At 51.9% G+C, this 14,831-nt stretch carries 16 protein-coding genes; 8 read left to right on the top strand and 8 right to left on the bottom strand.

Annotation, left to right across the window (positions count from 1 at the left end):
* Both ACJHXA_RS22855 and hokE read right to left on the bottom strand, forming a co-directional pair.
* Nucleotides 1-70: hypothetical protein (locus ACJHXA_RS22855; protein ID WP_223277024.1), on the bottom strand; the 70-nt coding region annotated here is incomplete at its 3' end.
* A gap of 76 nt (nucleotides 71-146) precedes the next feature.
* Complete coding sequence (gene hokE, locus ACJHXA_RS22850) at nucleotides 147-299, bottom strand: type I toxin-antitoxin system toxin HokE (protein ID WP_000956456.1); 153 nt, start codon at nucleotides 297-299, stop codon at nucleotides 147-149.
* Between hokE and ACJHXA_RS22845 the strand changes: the two genes are divergently transcribed.
* The 6 genes from ACJHXA_RS22845 (at nucleotide 268) to ybdG (ending at nucleotide 4,708) form a co-directional block, all read left to right on the top strand.
* Nucleotides 268-537, top strand: coding sequence for a hypothetical protein (locus ACJHXA_RS22845; protein ID WP_009008364.1), 270 nt, complete (start codon nucleotides 268-270; stop codon nucleotides 535-537). The two genes, hokE and ACJHXA_RS22845, sit on opposite strands and share 32 nt — an antisense overlap.
* Nucleotides 538-740: 203 nt before the next feature.
* Nucleotides 741-1,859 (top strand): YbdK family carboxylate-amine ligase, encoded by a 1,119-nt coding sequence (locus ACJHXA_RS22840; RefSeq protein ID WP_001130622.1) that lies wholly within the window; start codon nucleotides 741-743, stop codon nucleotides 1,857-1,859.
* A 65-nt stretch (nucleotides 1,860-1,924) separates the two neighbouring features.
* Nucleotides 1,925-2,173, top strand: a complete 249-nt coding sequence (locus ACJHXA_RS22835) for a DUF1158 domain-containing protein (protein WP_000682518.1) — start codon at nucleotides 1,925-1,927, stop codon at nucleotides 2,171-2,173.
* 64 nt (nucleotides 2,174-2,237) lie between these two features.
* Nucleotides 2,238-2,606, top strand: a complete 369-nt coding sequence (locus ACJHXA_RS22830; protein ID WP_000360951.1) for an MmcQ/YjbR family DNA-binding protein — start codon at nucleotides 2,238-2,240, stop codon at nucleotides 2,604-2,606.
* 93 nt (nucleotides 2,607-2,699) lie between these two features.
* Nucleotides 2,700-3,353: an oxygen-insensitive NAD(P)H nitroreductase gene (gene nfsB / locus ACJHXA_RS22825; RefSeq protein WP_000351464.1), complete on the top strand. Its 654-nt coding sequence runs from the start codon at nucleotides 2,700-2,702 to the stop codon at nucleotides 3,351-3,353.
* 107 nt (nucleotides 3,354-3,460) lie between these two features.
* A complete protein-coding gene (gene ybdG, locus ACJHXA_RS22820; protein ID WP_001153146.1) occupies nucleotides 3,461-4,708 on the top strand; it encodes a mechanosensitive ion channel YbdG in 1,248 nt (415 codons plus the stop codon).
* Between the two features lie 67 nt (nucleotides 4,709-4,775).
* On the opposite strand, the gene pheP is transcribed toward ybdG, so the two are convergent.
* The 5 genes from pheP to cusC all read right to left on the bottom strand — a co-directional run bounded on the left by pheP (nucleotide 4,776) and on the right by cusC (nucleotide 12,386).
* Nucleotides 4,776-6,152, bottom strand: a complete 1,377-nt coding sequence (gene pheP / locus ACJHXA_RS22815) for a phenylalanine transporter (RefSeq protein WP_000786320.1) — start codon at nucleotides 6,150-6,152, stop codon at nucleotides 4,776-4,778.
* 101 nt (nucleotides 6,153-6,253) lie between these two features.
* Complete coding sequence (gene cusA, locus ACJHXA_RS22810) at nucleotides 6,254-9,397, bottom strand: Cu(+)/Ag(+) efflux RND transporter permease subunit CusA (RefSeq protein WP_283512371.1); 3,144 nt, start codon at nucleotides 9,395-9,397, stop codon at nucleotides 6,254-6,256.
* Between the two features lie 11 nt (nucleotides 9,398-9,408).
* Nucleotides 9,409-10,632, bottom strand: coding sequence for a Cu(+)/Ag(+) efflux RND transporter periplasmic adaptor subunit CusB (gene cusB, locus ACJHXA_RS22805; protein WP_000717162.1), 1,224 nt, complete (start codon nucleotides 10,630-10,632; stop codon nucleotides 9,409-9,411).
* 15 nt (nucleotides 10,633-10,647) lie between these two features.
* Nucleotides 10,648-10,980 (bottom strand): Cu(+)/Ag(+) efflux RND transporter periplasmic metallochaperone CusF, encoded by a 333-nt coding sequence (gene cusF, locus ACJHXA_RS22800; RefSeq protein WP_000709879.1) that lies wholly within the window; start codon nucleotides 10,978-10,980, stop codon nucleotides 10,648-10,650.
* Between the two features lie 23 nt (nucleotides 10,981-11,003).
* The gene (gene cusC, locus ACJHXA_RS22795; RefSeq protein WP_000074237.1) at nucleotides 11,004-12,386 is read right to left on the bottom strand and encodes a Cu(+)/Ag(+) efflux RND transporter outer membrane channel CusC; all 1,383 of its coding nucleotides are present in this window, start codon (nucleotides 12,384-12,386) and stop codon (nucleotides 11,004-11,006) included.
* Between the two features lie 156 nt (nucleotides 12,387-12,542).
* Between cusC and cusR the strand changes: the two genes are divergently transcribed.
* Nucleotides 12,543-13,226, top strand: a complete 684-nt coding sequence (gene cusR / locus ACJHXA_RS22790) for a copper response regulator transcription factor CusR (protein ID WP_000770941.1) — start codon at nucleotides 12,543-12,545, stop codon at nucleotides 13,224-13,226.
* Nucleotides 13,216-14,664 carry a Cu(+)/Ag(+) sensor histidine kinase CusS gene (gene cusS / locus ACJHXA_RS22785; protein WP_000253830.1) on the top strand — a complete coding sequence of 483 codons (1,449 nt, stop codon included), beginning with the start codon at nucleotides 13,216-13,218 and terminating at the stop codon, nucleotides 14,662-14,664. Before cusR ends, cusS begins: the two co-directional genes overlap by 11 nt.
* Before the next feature lie 55 nt (nucleotides 14,665-14,719).
* Here cusS and ACJHXA_RS22780 read toward each other — a convergent pair.
* Nucleotides 14,720-14,831: IS1 family transposase (locus tag ACJHXA_RS22780; RefSeq protein WP_001691633.1), on the bottom strand; the 112-nt coding region annotated here is incomplete at its 5' end.

Genomic DNA, 14,831 nt, shown 5'->3' with positions numbered 1-14,831 from the left:
AAGTATCCAGTTCTTCGGGCTTACCAATATGGGCCAGAATTGCTGACCAGTTATCGTGAGAGTAATTCATCGGCACGTTAAATCATATCAGGCGTAATACCACAACCCTTAAGTTAGCGCTTATGGGATTGCTCCCCGCACAACGGCTACTTCTTCGGTTCGTAAGCGAGAACAACCTTAAACTCAATATTACGTTCCTTTACGGTGAACTCACACAGCGAATCCCCGACCAGAAGCGTAAATCCCAGCACCGTTAAACACAGCACTATGACTGCCGCAAGGGCATATTTCGTCAGCATGTTTATATTGCCTCCATGCGAAGAAGGGACTACCATCCAAATTGTTCAGGTTTGGGTAGGTAGCCCCAGGGTTGATAGAAATATCGTCCTGGGGCTTCATCTTTCCAGACCTCAGAGTAAACCTGAAACCGGAAAGCTTCAGGCACCCGCAGTTATCTTACCCTTGCTTAGCAAAATAGCTGTTTATTTATACAGTAAGTCCTGTTTCGGACTTCTCACTCCCCATTTGATCAACTGAAGCTGAACCCGTTTTTTTCTGCATGCCTCAATCGTCAAAATTCTTCGCCACCAGCCAGCCGTGCCATAACTTGTCACATTGCAAAAGTAGCCAAATTGCTTCAGTCACCATCACCAAAAAAAGAAACATTCCAGAACTTCCGCATCTCGCCCAGCCGCTCCGACTTCTATACTGAATAGAAAACGCCAACTTAAGAGAAACCTATGCCATTACCCGATTTTCATGTTTCTGAACCTTTTACCCTCGGTATTGAACTGGAAATGCAGGTGGTTAATCCGCCGGGCTATGACTTAAGCCAGGACTCTTCAATGCTGATTGACGCGGTTAAAAATGAGATCACGGCCGGAGAGGTAAAGCACGATATCACCGAAAGTATGCTGGAGCTGGCGACGGATGTTTGCCGTGATATCAACCAGGCTGCCGGGCAGTTTTCAGCGATGCAGAAAGTCGTATTGCAGGCAGCCGCAGACCATCATCTGGAAATTTGCGGCGGTGGCACGCACCCGTTTCAGAAATGGCAGCGTCAGGAGGTATGCGAAAACGAACGCTATCAACGAACGCTGGAAAACTTTGGCTATCTCATCCAGCAGGCGACCGTTTTTGGTCAGCATGTCCATGTTGGCTGCGCCAGTGGCGATGACGCCATTTATTTGCTGCACGGCCTGTCACGGTTTGTGCCGCACTTCATCGCCCTTTCCGCCGCGTCGCCGTATATGCAGGGAACGGATACGCGTTTTGCCTCCTCACGACCGAATATTTTTTCCGCCTTTCCCGATAATGGCCCGATGCCGTGGGTCAGTAACTGGCAACAATTTGAAGCCCTGTTTCGCTGCCTGAGTTACACCACGATGATCGACAGCATTAAAGATCTGCACTGGGATATTCGCCCCAGTCCTCATTTTGGCACGGTGGAGGTTCGGGTGATGGATACCCCGTTAACCCTTAGCCACGCGGTAAATATGGCGGGATTAATTCAGGCCACCGCCCACTGGTTACTGACGGAACGCCCGTTTAAACATCAGGAGAAAGATTACCTGCTGTATAAATTCAACCGTTTCCAGGCCTGCCGCTATGGGCTGGAAGGCGTCATTACCGATCCGCACACTGGCGATCGTCGACCGCTAACGGAAGATACCTTGCGATTGCTGGAAAAAATCGCCCCTTCCGCACATAAAATGGGTGCATCGAGCGCGATTGAGGCCCTGCATCGCCAGGTCGTCAGCGGTCTGAATGAAGCGCAGCTGATGCGCGATTTCGTCGCCGATGGTGGCTCGCTGATTGGGCTGGTGAAAAAGCATTGTGAGATCTGGGCCGGTGACTAAGTAGGGAATTGCCTTACAGAAGAATATCCCTGACAATGGTGTTTTAACTTACATTTAACAATGTTATGAAACACCCTTTAGAAACCTTGACTACCGCAGCAGGCATTTTGCTGATGGCTTTCCTCTCTTGCCTGCTGCTGCCCGCCCCCGCACTGGGGCTGACGCTGGCACAAAAACTGGTGACCATGTTCCATCTGATGGATCTTAGCCAGCTTTACACTTTATTGTTTTGTCTGTGGTTTTTAGTGCTGGGCGCTATTGAGTATTTTGTTCTGCGCTTTATCTGGCGACGCTGGTTCTCGCTGGCGGATTAAACGTCGATTATCGCCGTACTTCGCGGCATACTTTGCTTATTCTCCTTCGCCTAAAGGAACGTTTATGGATAAGCAATCACTGCACGAAACGGCGAAACGCCTGGCCCTTGAGTTACCCTTTGTCGAGCTTTGCTGGCCTTTTGGCCCGGAGTTCGATGTTTTTAAAATTGGCGGCAAAATTTTTATGCTGTCGTCGGAGCTGCGCGGCGTCCCCTTTATCAATCTGAAGTCCGATCCACAAAAATCCCTGTTAAATCAGCAGATATACCCGAGCATTAAGCCAGGGTATCACATGAATAAAAAGCACTGGATTTCGGTGTATCCCGGCGAGGAAATCTCCGAAGCGTTACTTCGCGATCTGATCAACGATTCGTGGAATCTGGTGGTTGATGGTCTGGCTAAACGCGATCAAAAAAGAGTGCGTCCAGGCTAAAGCGGAAATCTATAGCGCATTTTTCTCGCTTACCATTTCTCGTTGAACCTTGTAATCTGCTGGCACGCAAAATTACTTTCACATGGAGTCTTTATGGATATCATTTCTGTCGCCTTAAAGCGTCATTCCACTAAGGCATTTGATGCCAGTAAAAAACTTACCCCGGAACAGGCCGAGCAGATCAAAACTCTCCTGCAATACAGCCCATCCAGCACCAACTCCCAGCCGTGGCATTTTATTGTTGCCAGCACGGAAGAAGGTAAAGCGCGTGTTGCCAAATCCGCTGCCGGTAATTATGTGTTCAACGAACGTAAAATACTTGATGCCTCGCACGTCGTGGTGTTCTGTGCAAAAACCGCGATGGACGATGCCTGGCTGAAGCTGGTTGTTGACCAGGAAGATGCTGATGGCCGCTTTGCCACGCCGGAAGCGAAAGCCGCGAACGATAAAGGTCGCAAGTTCTTCGCTGATATGCACCGTAAAGATCTGCATGATGATGCAGAGTGGATGGCAAAACAGGTTTATCTCAACGTCGGTAACTTCCTGCTCGGCGTGGCGGCGCTGGGTCTGGACGCGGTACCCATCGAAGGTTTTGACGCCGCCATCCTCGATGCAGAATTTGGTCTGAAAGAGAAAGGCTACACCAGTCTGGTGGTTGTTCCGGTAGGTCATCACAGCGTTGAAGATTTTAACGCTACGCTGCCGAAATCTCGTCTGCCGCAAAACATAACCTTAACCGAAGTGTAATTCTCTCTTGCCGGGCATCTGCCCGGCTATTTCCCCTCAGATTCTCCTGATTTGCATAACCCTGTTTCAGCCGTCATCATAGGCTGCTGTTGTATAAAGGAGACGTTATGCAGGATTTAATATCCCAGGTTGAAGATTTAGCGGGTATTGAGATCGATCACACCACCTCGATGGTGATGATTTTCGGTATTATTTTTCTGACCGCCGTCGTGGTGCATATTATTTTGCATTGGGTGGTACTGCGGACCTTCGAAAAACGTGCCATCGCCAGTTCACGGCTTTGGTTGCAAATCATTACCCAGAATAAACTCTTCCACCGTTTAGCTTTTACCCTGCAGGGGATTATCGTCAATATTCAGGCGGTATTCTGGCTGCAAAAAGGCACCGAAGCGGCAGATATTCTGACTACCTGCGCGCAGTTGTGGATCATGATGTATGCGCTGCTTTCAGTCTTCTCGTTGCTGGATGTGATTTTGAATCTGGCGCAGAAATTCCCGGCGGCATCTCAGTTACCGCTGAAAGGGATATTTCAGGGGATTAAACTGATCGGCGCGATTCTGGTCGGCATTTTGATGATCTCGCTGCTGATTGGTCAGTCGCCAGCGATTCTGATCAGCGGTCTTGGTGCAATGGCTGCCGTGCTGATGTTGGTTTTTAAAGATCCGATTCTTGGTCTGGTGGCAGGTATTCAGCTTTCCGCGAACGATATGCTGAAACTGGGCGACTGGCTGGAGATGCCGAAATACGGCGCGGATGGCGCGGTGATCGATATTGGGTTAACCACCGTCAAAGTGCGTAACTGGGACAATACCATTACCACTATTCCCACCTGGTCTCTGGTTTCTGACTCCTTTAAAAACTGGAGCGGGATGTCAGCATCTGGCGGGCGACGTATTAAGCGCAGTATCAGTATTGATGTCACCAGTATTCGTTTTCTTGATGAAGACGAAATGCAACGTCTGAATAAAGCGCATTTGTTAAAGCCTTATTTAACCAGCCGCCATCAGGAAATTAATGAGTGGAATCGCCAGCAAGGTTCTACGGAGTCGATATTAAACCTGCGCCGAATGACCAATATTGGAACCTTTCGTGCCTATCTGAACGAATATCTGCGTAACCATCCGCGGATTCGTAAAGATATGACTTTAATGGTACGCCAACTGGCTCCAGGTGATAACGGTTTACCGCTCGAGATCTATGCGTTTACCAACACCGTGGTGTGGCTGGAATATGAAAGCATTCAGGCTGATATATTCGATCACATATTTGCGATTGTCGAAGAGTTTGGTCTGCGACTTCATCAGTCGCCAACCGGCAATGATATTCGCTCTCTGGCGGGTGCATTTAAGCAGTAATTAAAAAAACCGCTCTCATCGAATGGATGAGAGCGGACATCGTTTTGTCGGATGTAGCGTGAATGCCTTATTTCCGACGCAGCGTTTTAAATGCCACAAACAGGAATACAATCCACACCGGCAGCAGGATCGCTGACAAGCGCATATCATCCATCGTGCACATCAGCAGCAAAATCATGCCGAGGAAGGCAATGCAAAGATAGTTGCCGAACGGATAGAGCAGCGCCTTAAACTGTGTTTCACGCCCCTGACGTCGCATCGCTGCACGAAAACGCAGATGCGCCAGACAGATCATAATCCAGTTCAACAGCAGCGTTGCTACCACCAGCGCCATCAGCAGACCAAACGCTTTTTGCGGCAGCAGATAGTTGATTAACACCACCAGCGAAGTGATCGCTCCGGAAAGCATCAGCGAGTTAATCGGCACACCGCGACGGCTGACGCGAGTCAAAAACTTCGGCGCATTACCCTGCACAGAAAGGCCAAACAGCATGCGGCTGTTAGAGTAAACCCCGCTGTTATACACTGACAGCGATGCTACCAGAATGACGAAGTTCAGCGCAGAAGCTACCACGTTGCTGTCGAGATTATGGAAAATCATCACAAACGGGCTACTGTTGGATTTCACTTCCACCCACGGATAGAGCGCCAGTAAAACCACCAGTGAACCGATGTAAAACAGCAGGATGCGATACACCACCTGATTTACCGCTTTTGGAATGCTTTTTTCCGGATCGCGCGCTTCAGCGGCAGTAATCCCAATCAGCTCCAGACCGCCGAAGGAGAACATAATTACCGCCAGCGACAAAATCAGCCCATTCCAGCCGGTGGCGAAGAAACCACCGTAGCGCCAGAGGTTGTCGATACTGGCTTTCTCGCCGCCGTGACCAGAAAACAGCAGCCACAGGCCAAAGCCGATCATACCGATGATCGCCAGCACTTTAATCAACGCAAACCAGAACTCGGTTTCGCCATATAAGCGCACGTTCACCAGGTTAACGGCGTTGATGATAATAAAGAAGGCGGCAGCCCAAATCCACGTTGGAACATCCGGGAACCAGTACTGCATATAGATGCCCGCAGCGGTCAGCTCTGCCATCCCCACCAGCACGAACATCACCCAGTAGTTCCAGCCAGAGAGGAAGCCCGCGAACGGTCCCCAGTATTTATAGGCAAAGTGGGCAAACGAACCGGATACCGGCTCTTCGACCACCATCTCGCCGAGCTGGCGCATAATCAGGAAAGCGATGATCCCGGCGACGCCGTAGCCCAGCAATACAGCCGGACCCGCCATCTGAATCGCCGGGCCAATGCCAAGAAACAGACCAGTACCAATTGCGCCACCCAGCGCAATCAGTTGAATATGACGGTTATGTAATCCGCGATGAAGCGTCGGCTCTTGATTCGACGCAGTATCTTCCGATACGGTTGACGCGTTTTTCACGCCTTTCCCCTGTGTGTCTTTTTTGTTGAGGGGCACCTTTTAACATTTAGTGCCCATCGTCGCAAGACACAATCCACACGGTTAAACGGGGTATCCTGCTTTTATTTCCGTACCCGATGTCGGTGCAGCCACATCAGCTTATACGCCGCCGGGATAATAAACAGCGACAGCAAAGGTGCGGTGATCATGCCGCCAATCATCGGTGCGGCAATCCGGCTCATCACCTCTGAACCAGCCCCCGTTCCCCACAGAATCGGCAGCAGACCGGCGATAATCACCGCCACCGTCATCGCTTTCGGGCGCACGCGCAGTACCGCGCCGTGATACAACGCCTCATCCAGCTTCTGCTCACTGAATGTTTGCGGATTATTCAACGACGGCTCGGCCTCTATGGCGTGACGTAAATACATCAGCATCACCACGCCAAATTCGGCGGCGACCCCGGCAAGGGCAATAAAGCCAGTACCCGTCGCCACAGAAAGATGAAAGCCCATCCACCACAGCAACCAGATGCCGCCCACCAGCGCAAACGGTACGCTGCTGATAATCAGCAACGCTTCGCCCACCCGACGGAATGCCAGATACAACAGCACGAAGATGATCATCAGTGTCATCGGCACCATGAGTTTCAGCTTATGGTTGGCGCGCTCCAGTAGCTCGAACTGCCCGGAGAATGCCACGCTGGTGCCCGGTTTTAACTGCACTTTTTCAGCTATCGCTTTTTGCAAATCGTGAACCACCGACACCATGTCACGATCGCGGGCATCGATATAAATCCAGCTCGTCGGGCGCGCATTCTCGGTTTTCAGCATCGACGGTCCGGTAGAGACTTTAACGTCGGCCACGTCTGCCAGGGTGATTTGCTGCTTCATCGGCGTCAGGATCGGCAACTGGCGCAGTGCCTGCGGACTATCGCGCCAGCTTTGCGGATAACGCAGATTAATGGGATAACGGGCAATCCCTTCCACCGTTTCGCCAACCATCGCCCCGCCCACCGCAGAAGTCACAAACAACTGCACATCCGCCACCGTCATACCGTAACGCGCGGCTTTTTCACGGTTAATCTCAACGTTGATATAGCGCCCACCTTCCAGACGCTCGGCAAGCGCAGAAGCCACGCCTGGTACCGTTCGTGCCACCTCTTCAATTTGCTCCGCCATCGCGTCGATATCCGCCAGCACAGTGCCGGAAACTTTAATGCCGATGGGGCTTTTAATGCCAGTCGAGAGCATATCGATACGGTTACGAATTGGCGGCACCCACAGATTCGCCAGCCCCGGCAGCCGCACGGTGTTATCCAGTTCCTCAATGATTTTGTCCATCGTCATGCCAGGCCGCCACTGATCCTGCGGCTTAAGCTGGATGGTCGTTTCTACCATCTCCAGCGGAGCAGAATCGGTGGCGGTTTCCGCTTTCCCGGTTTTGCCAAATACCCGCGCCACTTCAGGTACGCTCATAATTAGCTTGTCGGTTTTTTGCAGCATACTCGCCGCCTCTGCTGCGGAAATCCCCGGCAGCGTCGATGGCATATACAACAAGTCGCCTTCATTGATCTGCGGTAAAAATTCCCCGCCAACTTTATTGAACGGCCAGAGAACCGTCAGCACCGAAAGCGCTGTCACCAGCAGCGTGGTTTTCGGCCAGTGCAGTACTTTCAGCAACAGCGGATGATAAACACGAATCAAAAAGCGATTGAGCGGGTTACTGCTTTCCGGCGGAATTTTGCCACGGATCCAGTACCCCATCAGGATAGGGATCACTACGATCGCCAGCAGCGCCGCGCCCGCCATCGCATAGGTTTTAGTGAACGCCAACGGGCCAAACAGACGCCCTTCCTGCCCTTCCAGGGTGAAGATCGGGATAAACGACAACGTGATAATCAGCAGACTGATAAATAGCGCCGGACCCACTTCAACAGATGCATCGGTGATCACCTGCCAGCGCGTTTTATTATCCAGCGTGGCGTCAGGATGCTGGTGCTGCCACTCTTCCAGCCGTTTATGTGCATTTTCGATCATGACGATAGCGGCATCGACCATCGCCCCGACGGCAATCGCAATGCCGCCCAACGACATAATATTGGCATTCAGTCCCTGGAAGTGCATGACAATAAAAGCAATACACAACCCCAGCGGCAACGAAATAATCGCCACCAGCGCCGAGCGCACATGCCAGAGAAACAGCGCACAGACTACCGCCACCACAATAAACTCTTCCAGCAACTTGCCGCTGAGGTTGTCGATGGCGCGGTCAATGAGCTGGCTGCGATCGTATGTTGTAACTATCTCCACGCCTTCCGGCAGACTACTTTTCAGCGTTTCCAGTTTGTCCTTCACGGCGGCGATCACTTCTCGGGCGTTTTTGCCGGATCGCAGGATCACCACCCCGCCCGCCACTTCGCCTTCGCCGTTTAGTTCGGCAATGCCCCGGCGCATCTCCGGGCCAATCTGGACCTTCGCAACATCGCGCAGATAAACGGGCACGCCATTTTCACTGGCTTTTAAAACGATGTGATTAAAGTCGTCGAGCGTTTGCAGATAGCCGCTGGCGCGCACCATATATTCCGCTTCCGCCAGTTCGATCGACGAACCGCCCGCTTCCTGGTTTGAAGCATCCAGCGCGCTTTTTACTTCGGCGAGACTGATGCCATACTGCGCCAGGCGCTGGGGATCGATAACCACCTGATACTCTTTCACCACACCGCCCACCGACGCCACTTCCGCAACGTCAGGGATGGTTTTCAGCTCATATTTGAGAAACCAGTCCTGCAATGAGCGTAAATCGGCCAGATCGTGCTTACCGCTGCGATCCACCAGTGCATATTCATAGATCCAGCCAACACCCGTGGCATCTGGTCCCAGCTCGGCGCTGACTCCCGCAGGCAGCTTACCCTGTACCTGGTTGAGGTACTCCAGCACCCGCGAACGCGCCCAGTACGGATCGGTGCCATCTTCGAAAATGACATACACATAAGAGTCGCCAAACTGTGAGAAACCGCGCACAGTCTTCGCGCCAGGCACCGACAACATGGTGGTGGTTAGCGGATAAGTCACCTGATTTTCAACGATTTGTGGTGCCTGACCGGGATAGCTGGTTTTAATAATAACCTGCACATCGGAGAGATCCGGCAGCGCATCCACTGGCGTATTAATGATGGTCCAGGTGCCCCAGATGCTCAGAAACAACGCGCCCATCAGCACCAAAAAACGGTTCGCCACCGAGCGACGAATAATCCATTCAATCATTGGTTATTCCCTCAATGCGCATGGGTAGCACTTTCAGAGCGCATCCGCTCCAGTGCGCCAGAAATATTGGCTTCGGAATCAATCAGGAACAGGCCGCTGGAAACCACCTTTTCACCTTCCGCCAGACCAGAGCGTAATGCGGTGACGCCTTGCGATGCCTGGAAAACAGCAACGCGTTTCGGTACAAAGCGCCCGTCGGCATCAACGGTAATCACCCGCTGTTCGCTGCCGGTATCAATCAGCGCTTGTGACGGAATGAGCAGCATCGGTTCGCTGGCGGTGTTGAGTTGCAACCAGGCGTTCATGCCCGGTTTTAGCGCCTCGTCGGCGTTGTCGACTTCCAGACGCAGCTGCAGCGTGCGGGTCGCGGCATCCACGCCAGGTAGCAGCGTCCATTTGCGGATGGTGAGTGTTTTATCCGGTCGCGCCGGAACGGTGAGGGTAAACTGCGAGGCATCTTTCACCAGCCAGGCGATGGACTCCGGGATCGCAGCAGTGACCCACACCGGGTCCATACCCTGAATTTTCGCGACCACGTTATCTTTGGCGATATTCATTCCCGCGCGCAGATCAAACGCGGTGATCACGCCATCAATGGGCGCTTTGAGCGTAAAGCGAGTCTGGATTTTTTGCGTGGCGATCAGGCGGCGAATATCCGCCTCCGGCATTCCCGCCAGTCGCAGCCGCTCAAGAATGCCTTCAGTCTGGGTCGCCGTACCGCCGGTTTCGCGCAGCAGTAAATACTCAGTCTGCGCTTCCACCCAGTCAGGAATGGTCAGGTCGAGAAGCGGTGTGCCCTTTTGTACTTTATCGCCCACGGTAAGCGGATACACCTTGTCGATAAACCCGGCAGCGCGAGCCTGCACAATGGCATACTGATACTCGTTGTAACTGACATTCGCCGGGAAACTCTGGGCAAAAGTCAGCGGTCCGCGCGTGACGGTAGCCGTTTTCACCCCCAGATTCTGCGTCTGAGTCGGGTCAATGCGCACACCAGACGCAGAACTCTCTTCATCGGCATATTTCGGCACCAGATCCATATCCATAAACGGCGATTTACCTGGTTTATCGAACCGCGTATTGGGATACATCGGGTCGTACCAGAATAAGATTTTACGTTCTGCGGTCGACGTTTTTTCTGCAGGCGGTTCCGCCTTTGCAACCCAGGTAAAACCTGCCGCAGAAATAATACCGCCCGCGATCATGCTGCCGATAATAAGCGCGATTTTTTTCATCTCATTAAACCTGGGTTACTGGCTGACTTTAATATCCTGTAATAAAGAAAGGTTGCCCTGCTGGACAAAATTAAACGCCACTTTGTCGCCAGTTTTAATTTCACTCATTTTCGTCTGCGGAGTGATGGTAAAGCGCATGGTCATCTCCGGCCAGTTCACGGCAGCAATCGGATCGTGATGGATGGTGATTTTTTTGCTTTCCAGATCAATACCCTTTACCACGCCAGTGGCGCTAATAACCTGCGGTTGTACTTCGCTCATGGTTTCATGATGATGTTCGTTAGCCTGGGCATTAAAGCCAATAACGGTAAACAGACTGAACATTGCGACTTGCAGTGCTTTTTTCATTTATTCTCTCCTGGAGTTAAAAGTTATTGCTGCCAACCGCCACCAAGTGCGGTATATAAAGAAATTTCGTTAACCTGACGGGCATAATTCAGGTCAAGTAAAGTTTGTCGGGTTGCAAATAACGAACGTTCGGCATCCAGCACTTCCAGATAACTTACTGCGCCGTGCTGATATAATGCCCGCGCCCGTTGCAAAGTAATTTGCAGCGATGCCAGATAACGCTGCTGGGCGCTAATTTGATCGTTCAGGCTTTGACGTAATGCCAGCGCATCTGCCACTTCTTTAAAGGCGTTCTGGATTTTCTGTTCATAATTCACTACCGACTGCTGCTGGCGAATTTCGGCGATATCCAGATTGGCCTGGTTGCGTCCGGCATTAAAAATGGGGATCTCAATTTTAGGAATAAAATTCCACATCCCGCTGCTGGCGTTAAATAATGACGACAGATCGCTGCTGGCGGTTGATATTCCGCTGGTCAGGCTTATAGATGGGAAAAATGCCGCGCGTGCGGCCCCAATATTGGCATTAGCCGCCATTAACGCGTGTTCAGCTTCCATAATATCCGGGCGCTGCAATAAGATTTGCGACGACAAGCCCGCCGGTAATTTAACGCTTTGCAGGCTGTCGCTGTTTACTGTCTGCGCTTGCGGCAGCTTGCCGTAGCTTCCCAGCAACAGTTGCAATGCATTATTCGCCTGCGCCAGTTCCCCCTGACGTTTAGCGATGTCGCTGCGGGTACTTTCTATCACCCCGCGAGCCTGTTCCAGCGCCAGAACATTACTGCTACCTGTCAACAGTTGTTTTTCGACAAACGCATATGACTGCTGATAATTACGCAGCGTTTCTTCAGCTATTTGCAATTGCGCATACGCCAGTTGCTGATTGAAATAGCTTTGCGCGACATTAGAAACCAGCAGAATATGCACCGCGCGCTGAGCTTCCTCAGTGGCTAAATAATTTTGGCGCTCGGCTTCGCTCATGTTCTTTAAGCGACCGAAAAAATCGAGGTCAAAGCTGGCGTTAAGGCCGGTCGAAAACTCCCGTGTCGTGGCGGTATTCCCTTTAAGATTACCGCTCCAGCTGCCGCTGCCCTCGCCATTGAGCTGTGGGTAGCGGTCGGCATCGGTCAGACGATATTGCGCCCGTGCCTCCTGCACTTTCAGCGTCGCCATGCGCAAATCCCGGTTATTCACCAGCGCCTCGCTAATCAGCGTCTTCACCTGATTATCAACAAAAAAGGTGCGCCAGCCCGCGTTCTGATAGTTATCTGCTGCGTTAACGAGGCCGTTCTGGCTGAGTGAGAACTGCTGCGGTACGGGCATTGCCGGGCGCTGATAATCCGGTGCCAGTGAACAACCGGTTAGCGCAAGGGCCACACAAAATGGCAGAAGTTTACAAGGAGACATAGGCTCATAATTTCTGATGATTTTATGCCGCCAACTTTACTCGCCAGGCTCTGATTTTCCGGTGACAGGAAAATGACAAAATTGTCATTTTGCCAATAAGCGATTGCCATCTGATCCCGCTACTCTAGAATTGCCCGGGCAACATGCGGAGGAAATATGAAACTGTTGATTGTCGAAGATGAAAAGAAAACCGGAGAATACTTGACCAAAGGGTTAACCGAAGCCGGTTTTGTGGTCGATTTGGCCGACAACGGGCTGAATGGCTACCATCTGGCGATGACCGGTGATTATGATCTGATAATCCTCGATATTATGCTGCCGGACGTGAACGGCTGGGATATCGTGCGCATGTTACGCTCCGCCAATAAAGGGATGCCGATTCTGTTGCTTACCGCGCTTGGCACCATTGAACATCGCGTCAAGGGGCTGGAGTTGGGGGCAGATGACTACCTGATGAAACCATTCGCTTTTGCTGAACTGCTGGCGCGGGTGCGCACTCTCCTGCGGCGCGGGGCGGCGGTAATTATCGAAAGTCAGTTTCAGGTTGCCGACCTGATGGTCGATCTCGTCAGCCGCAAAGTCACCCGCAGCGGCACGCGCATCACTTTGACCAGTAAAGAGTTTACTCTGCTGGAGTTTTTTCTCCGCCATCAGGGCGAAGTGCTGCCCCGCTCGCTTATCGCCTCGCAGGTGTGGGACATGAATTTCGACAGCGACACTAACGCCATTGATGTGGCGGTGAAGCGGCTACGCGGCAAAATCGACAACGACTTTGAGCCGAAGCTGATTCAGACCGTGCGCGGCGTGGGCTATATGCTTGAGGTGCCGGATGGTCAGTAAGCCATTTCAGCGCCCGTTTTCGCTGGCAACCCGTCTGACCTTTTTTATCAGCCTGGCCACCATCGCGGCGTTTTTCGCCTTTGCATGGATCATGATCCACTCAGTGAAAGTGCATTTTGCCGAGCAGGATATTAATGATTTAAAAGAAATTAGCGCCACCCTTGAACGGGTACTTAATCATCCTGACGAGACGCAAGCCCGACGCTTAATGACGCTGGAAGATATCGTCAGTGGTTATTCCAACGTGTTGATTTCCCTGGCAGATAGCCACGGCAAAACGGTGTATCACTCCCCCGGTGCGCCGGATATCCGCGAGTTTACGCGTGACGCCATACCCGATAAAGACGCGCGGGGCGGTGAGGTGTATCTCCTTTCCGGCCCGACGATGATGATGCCAGGCCACGGTCACGGGCATATGGAACACAGCAACTGGCGGATGATTAACTTGCCGGTTGGCCCGTTGGTGGACGGCAAACCGATTTATACGCTCTACATCGCGCTTTCGATCGATTTTCATCTTCATTACATAAATGATTTGATGAATAAACTTATTATGACCGCATCTGTCATCAGCATCCTGATCGTCTTTATCGTGCTATTGGCGGTACATAAAGGTCACGCGCCGATCCGCAGCGTCAGCCGTCAAATCCAGAATATCACCTCGAAAGATCTCGACGTTCGCCTTGACCCGCAGACCGTGCCCATTGAGCTGGAACAGCTGGTACTGTCGTTCAACCATATGATCGAGCGTATTGAGGATGTCTTTACCCGCCAGTCCAATTTCTCAGCGGATATCGCTCACGAAATTCGCACGCCGATTACCAATCTCATCACGCAAACGGAAATCGCCCTCAGCCAGTCTCGCAGCCAGAAGGAGCTGGAAGATGTGCTCTACTCTAATCTCGAAGAGCTGACGCGAATGGCGAAAATGGTCAGCGATATGCTGTTTCTCGCTCAGGCCGATAACAACCAGCTAATCCCCGAAAAGAAAATGCTCAACCTGGCGGATGAAGTCGGCAAAGTGTTCGATTTTTTCGAGGCGTTAGCGGAAGATCGCGGCGTGGAGTTGCGGTTTGTTGGCGACAAATGTCAGGTTGCGGGCGATCCGCTGATGCTGCGTCGGGCGTTAAGCAACCTGCTTTCTAATGCCCTGCGTTATACGCCACCCAGTGAGGCTATTGTAGTGCGCTGCCAGACGGTCAATCATCAGGTGCAAGTTTCCGTCGAAAACCCCGGTACGCCCATTGCGCCCGAGCACTTACCGCGATTGTTTGACCGTTTCTATCGCGTTGACCCTTCCCGCCAGCGAAAAGGTGAAGGTAGCGGTATTGGGCTGGCGATAGTGAAATCGATTGTTGTCGCGCATAAAGGCACGGTTGCGGTAACGTCAGATGCGCGGGGGACAAGGTTTGTGATTATGCTGCCGGAGAGAGAGTGATTATTAAGTTCAAATTCAGGGCGTGGTGCATCACCTCCTGGGTAATGACTCCAACTTATTGATAGTGTTTTATGTTCAGATAATGCCCGATGACTTTGTCATGCAGCTCCACCGATTTTGAGAACGACAGCGACTTCCGTCCCAGCCGTGCCAGGTGCTGCCTCAGA

Origin of the sequence: Escherichia sp. WS33 (assembly GCF_046486385.1) — a bacterium.
Classification (GTDB): Bacteria; Pseudomonadota; Gammaproteobacteria; order Enterobacterales; family Enterobacteriaceae; genus ECMA0423.
The sequence above is the reverse complement of the archived record's forward strand: the minus strand, read 5'-3'. Positions and strand labels throughout refer to the sequence as shown.

What these genes read in the sequence shown, in the direction of transcription:
- ACJHXA_RS22845 (WP_009008364.1), top strand. Translation starts at nt 268, where the DNA reads ATGACTGCCGCAAGGGCATATTTCGTCAGCATGTTTATATTGCCTCCA.
- hokE (WP_000956456.1), bottom strand. Translation starts at nt 299, where the DNA reads ATGCTGACGAAATATGCCCTTGCGGCAGTCATAGTGCTGTGTTTAACG.
- ACJHXA_RS22840 (WP_001130622.1), top strand. Translation starts at nt 741, where the DNA reads ATGCCATTACCCGATTTTCATGTTTCTGAACCTTTTACCCTCGGTATT.
- ACJHXA_RS22835 (WP_000682518.1), top strand. Translation starts at nt 1,925, where the DNA reads ATGAAACACCCTTTAGAAACCTTGACTACCGCAGCAGGCATTTTGCTG.
- ACJHXA_RS22830 (WP_000360951.1), top strand. Translation starts at nt 2,238, where the DNA reads ATGGATAAGCAATCACTGCACGAAACGGCGAAACGCCTGGCCCTTGAG.
- nfsB (WP_000351464.1), top strand. Translation starts at nt 2,700, where the DNA reads ATGGATATCATTTCTGTCGCCTTAAAGCGTCATTCCACTAAGGCATTT.
- ybdG (WP_001153146.1), top strand. Translation starts at nt 3,461, where the DNA reads ATGCAGGATTTAATATCCCAGGTTGAAGATTTAGCGGGTATTGAGATC.
- cusA (WP_283512371.1), bottom strand. Translation starts at nt 9,397, where the DNA reads ATGATTGAATGGATTATTCGTCGCTCGGTGGCGAACCGTTTTTTGGTG.
- cusB (WP_000717162.1), bottom strand. Translation starts at nt 10,632, where the DNA reads ATGAAAAAAATCGCGCTTATTATCGGCAGCATGATCGCGGGCGGTATT.
- cusF (WP_000709879.1), bottom strand. Translation starts at nt 10,980, where the DNA reads ATGAAAAAAGCACTGCAAGTCGCAATGTTCAGTCTGTTTACCGTTATT.
- cusC (WP_000074237.1), bottom strand. Translation starts at nt 12,386, where the DNA reads ATGTCTCCTTGTAAACTTCTGCCATTTTGTGTGGCCCTTGCGCTAACC.
- cusR (WP_000770941.1), top strand. Translation starts at nt 12,543, where the DNA reads ATGAAACTGTTGATTGTCGAAGATGAAAAGAAAACCGGAGAATACTTG.
- cusS (WP_000253830.1), top strand. Translation starts at nt 13,216, where the DNA reads ATGGTCAGTAAGCCATTTCAGCGCCCGTTTTCGCTGGCAACCCGTCTG.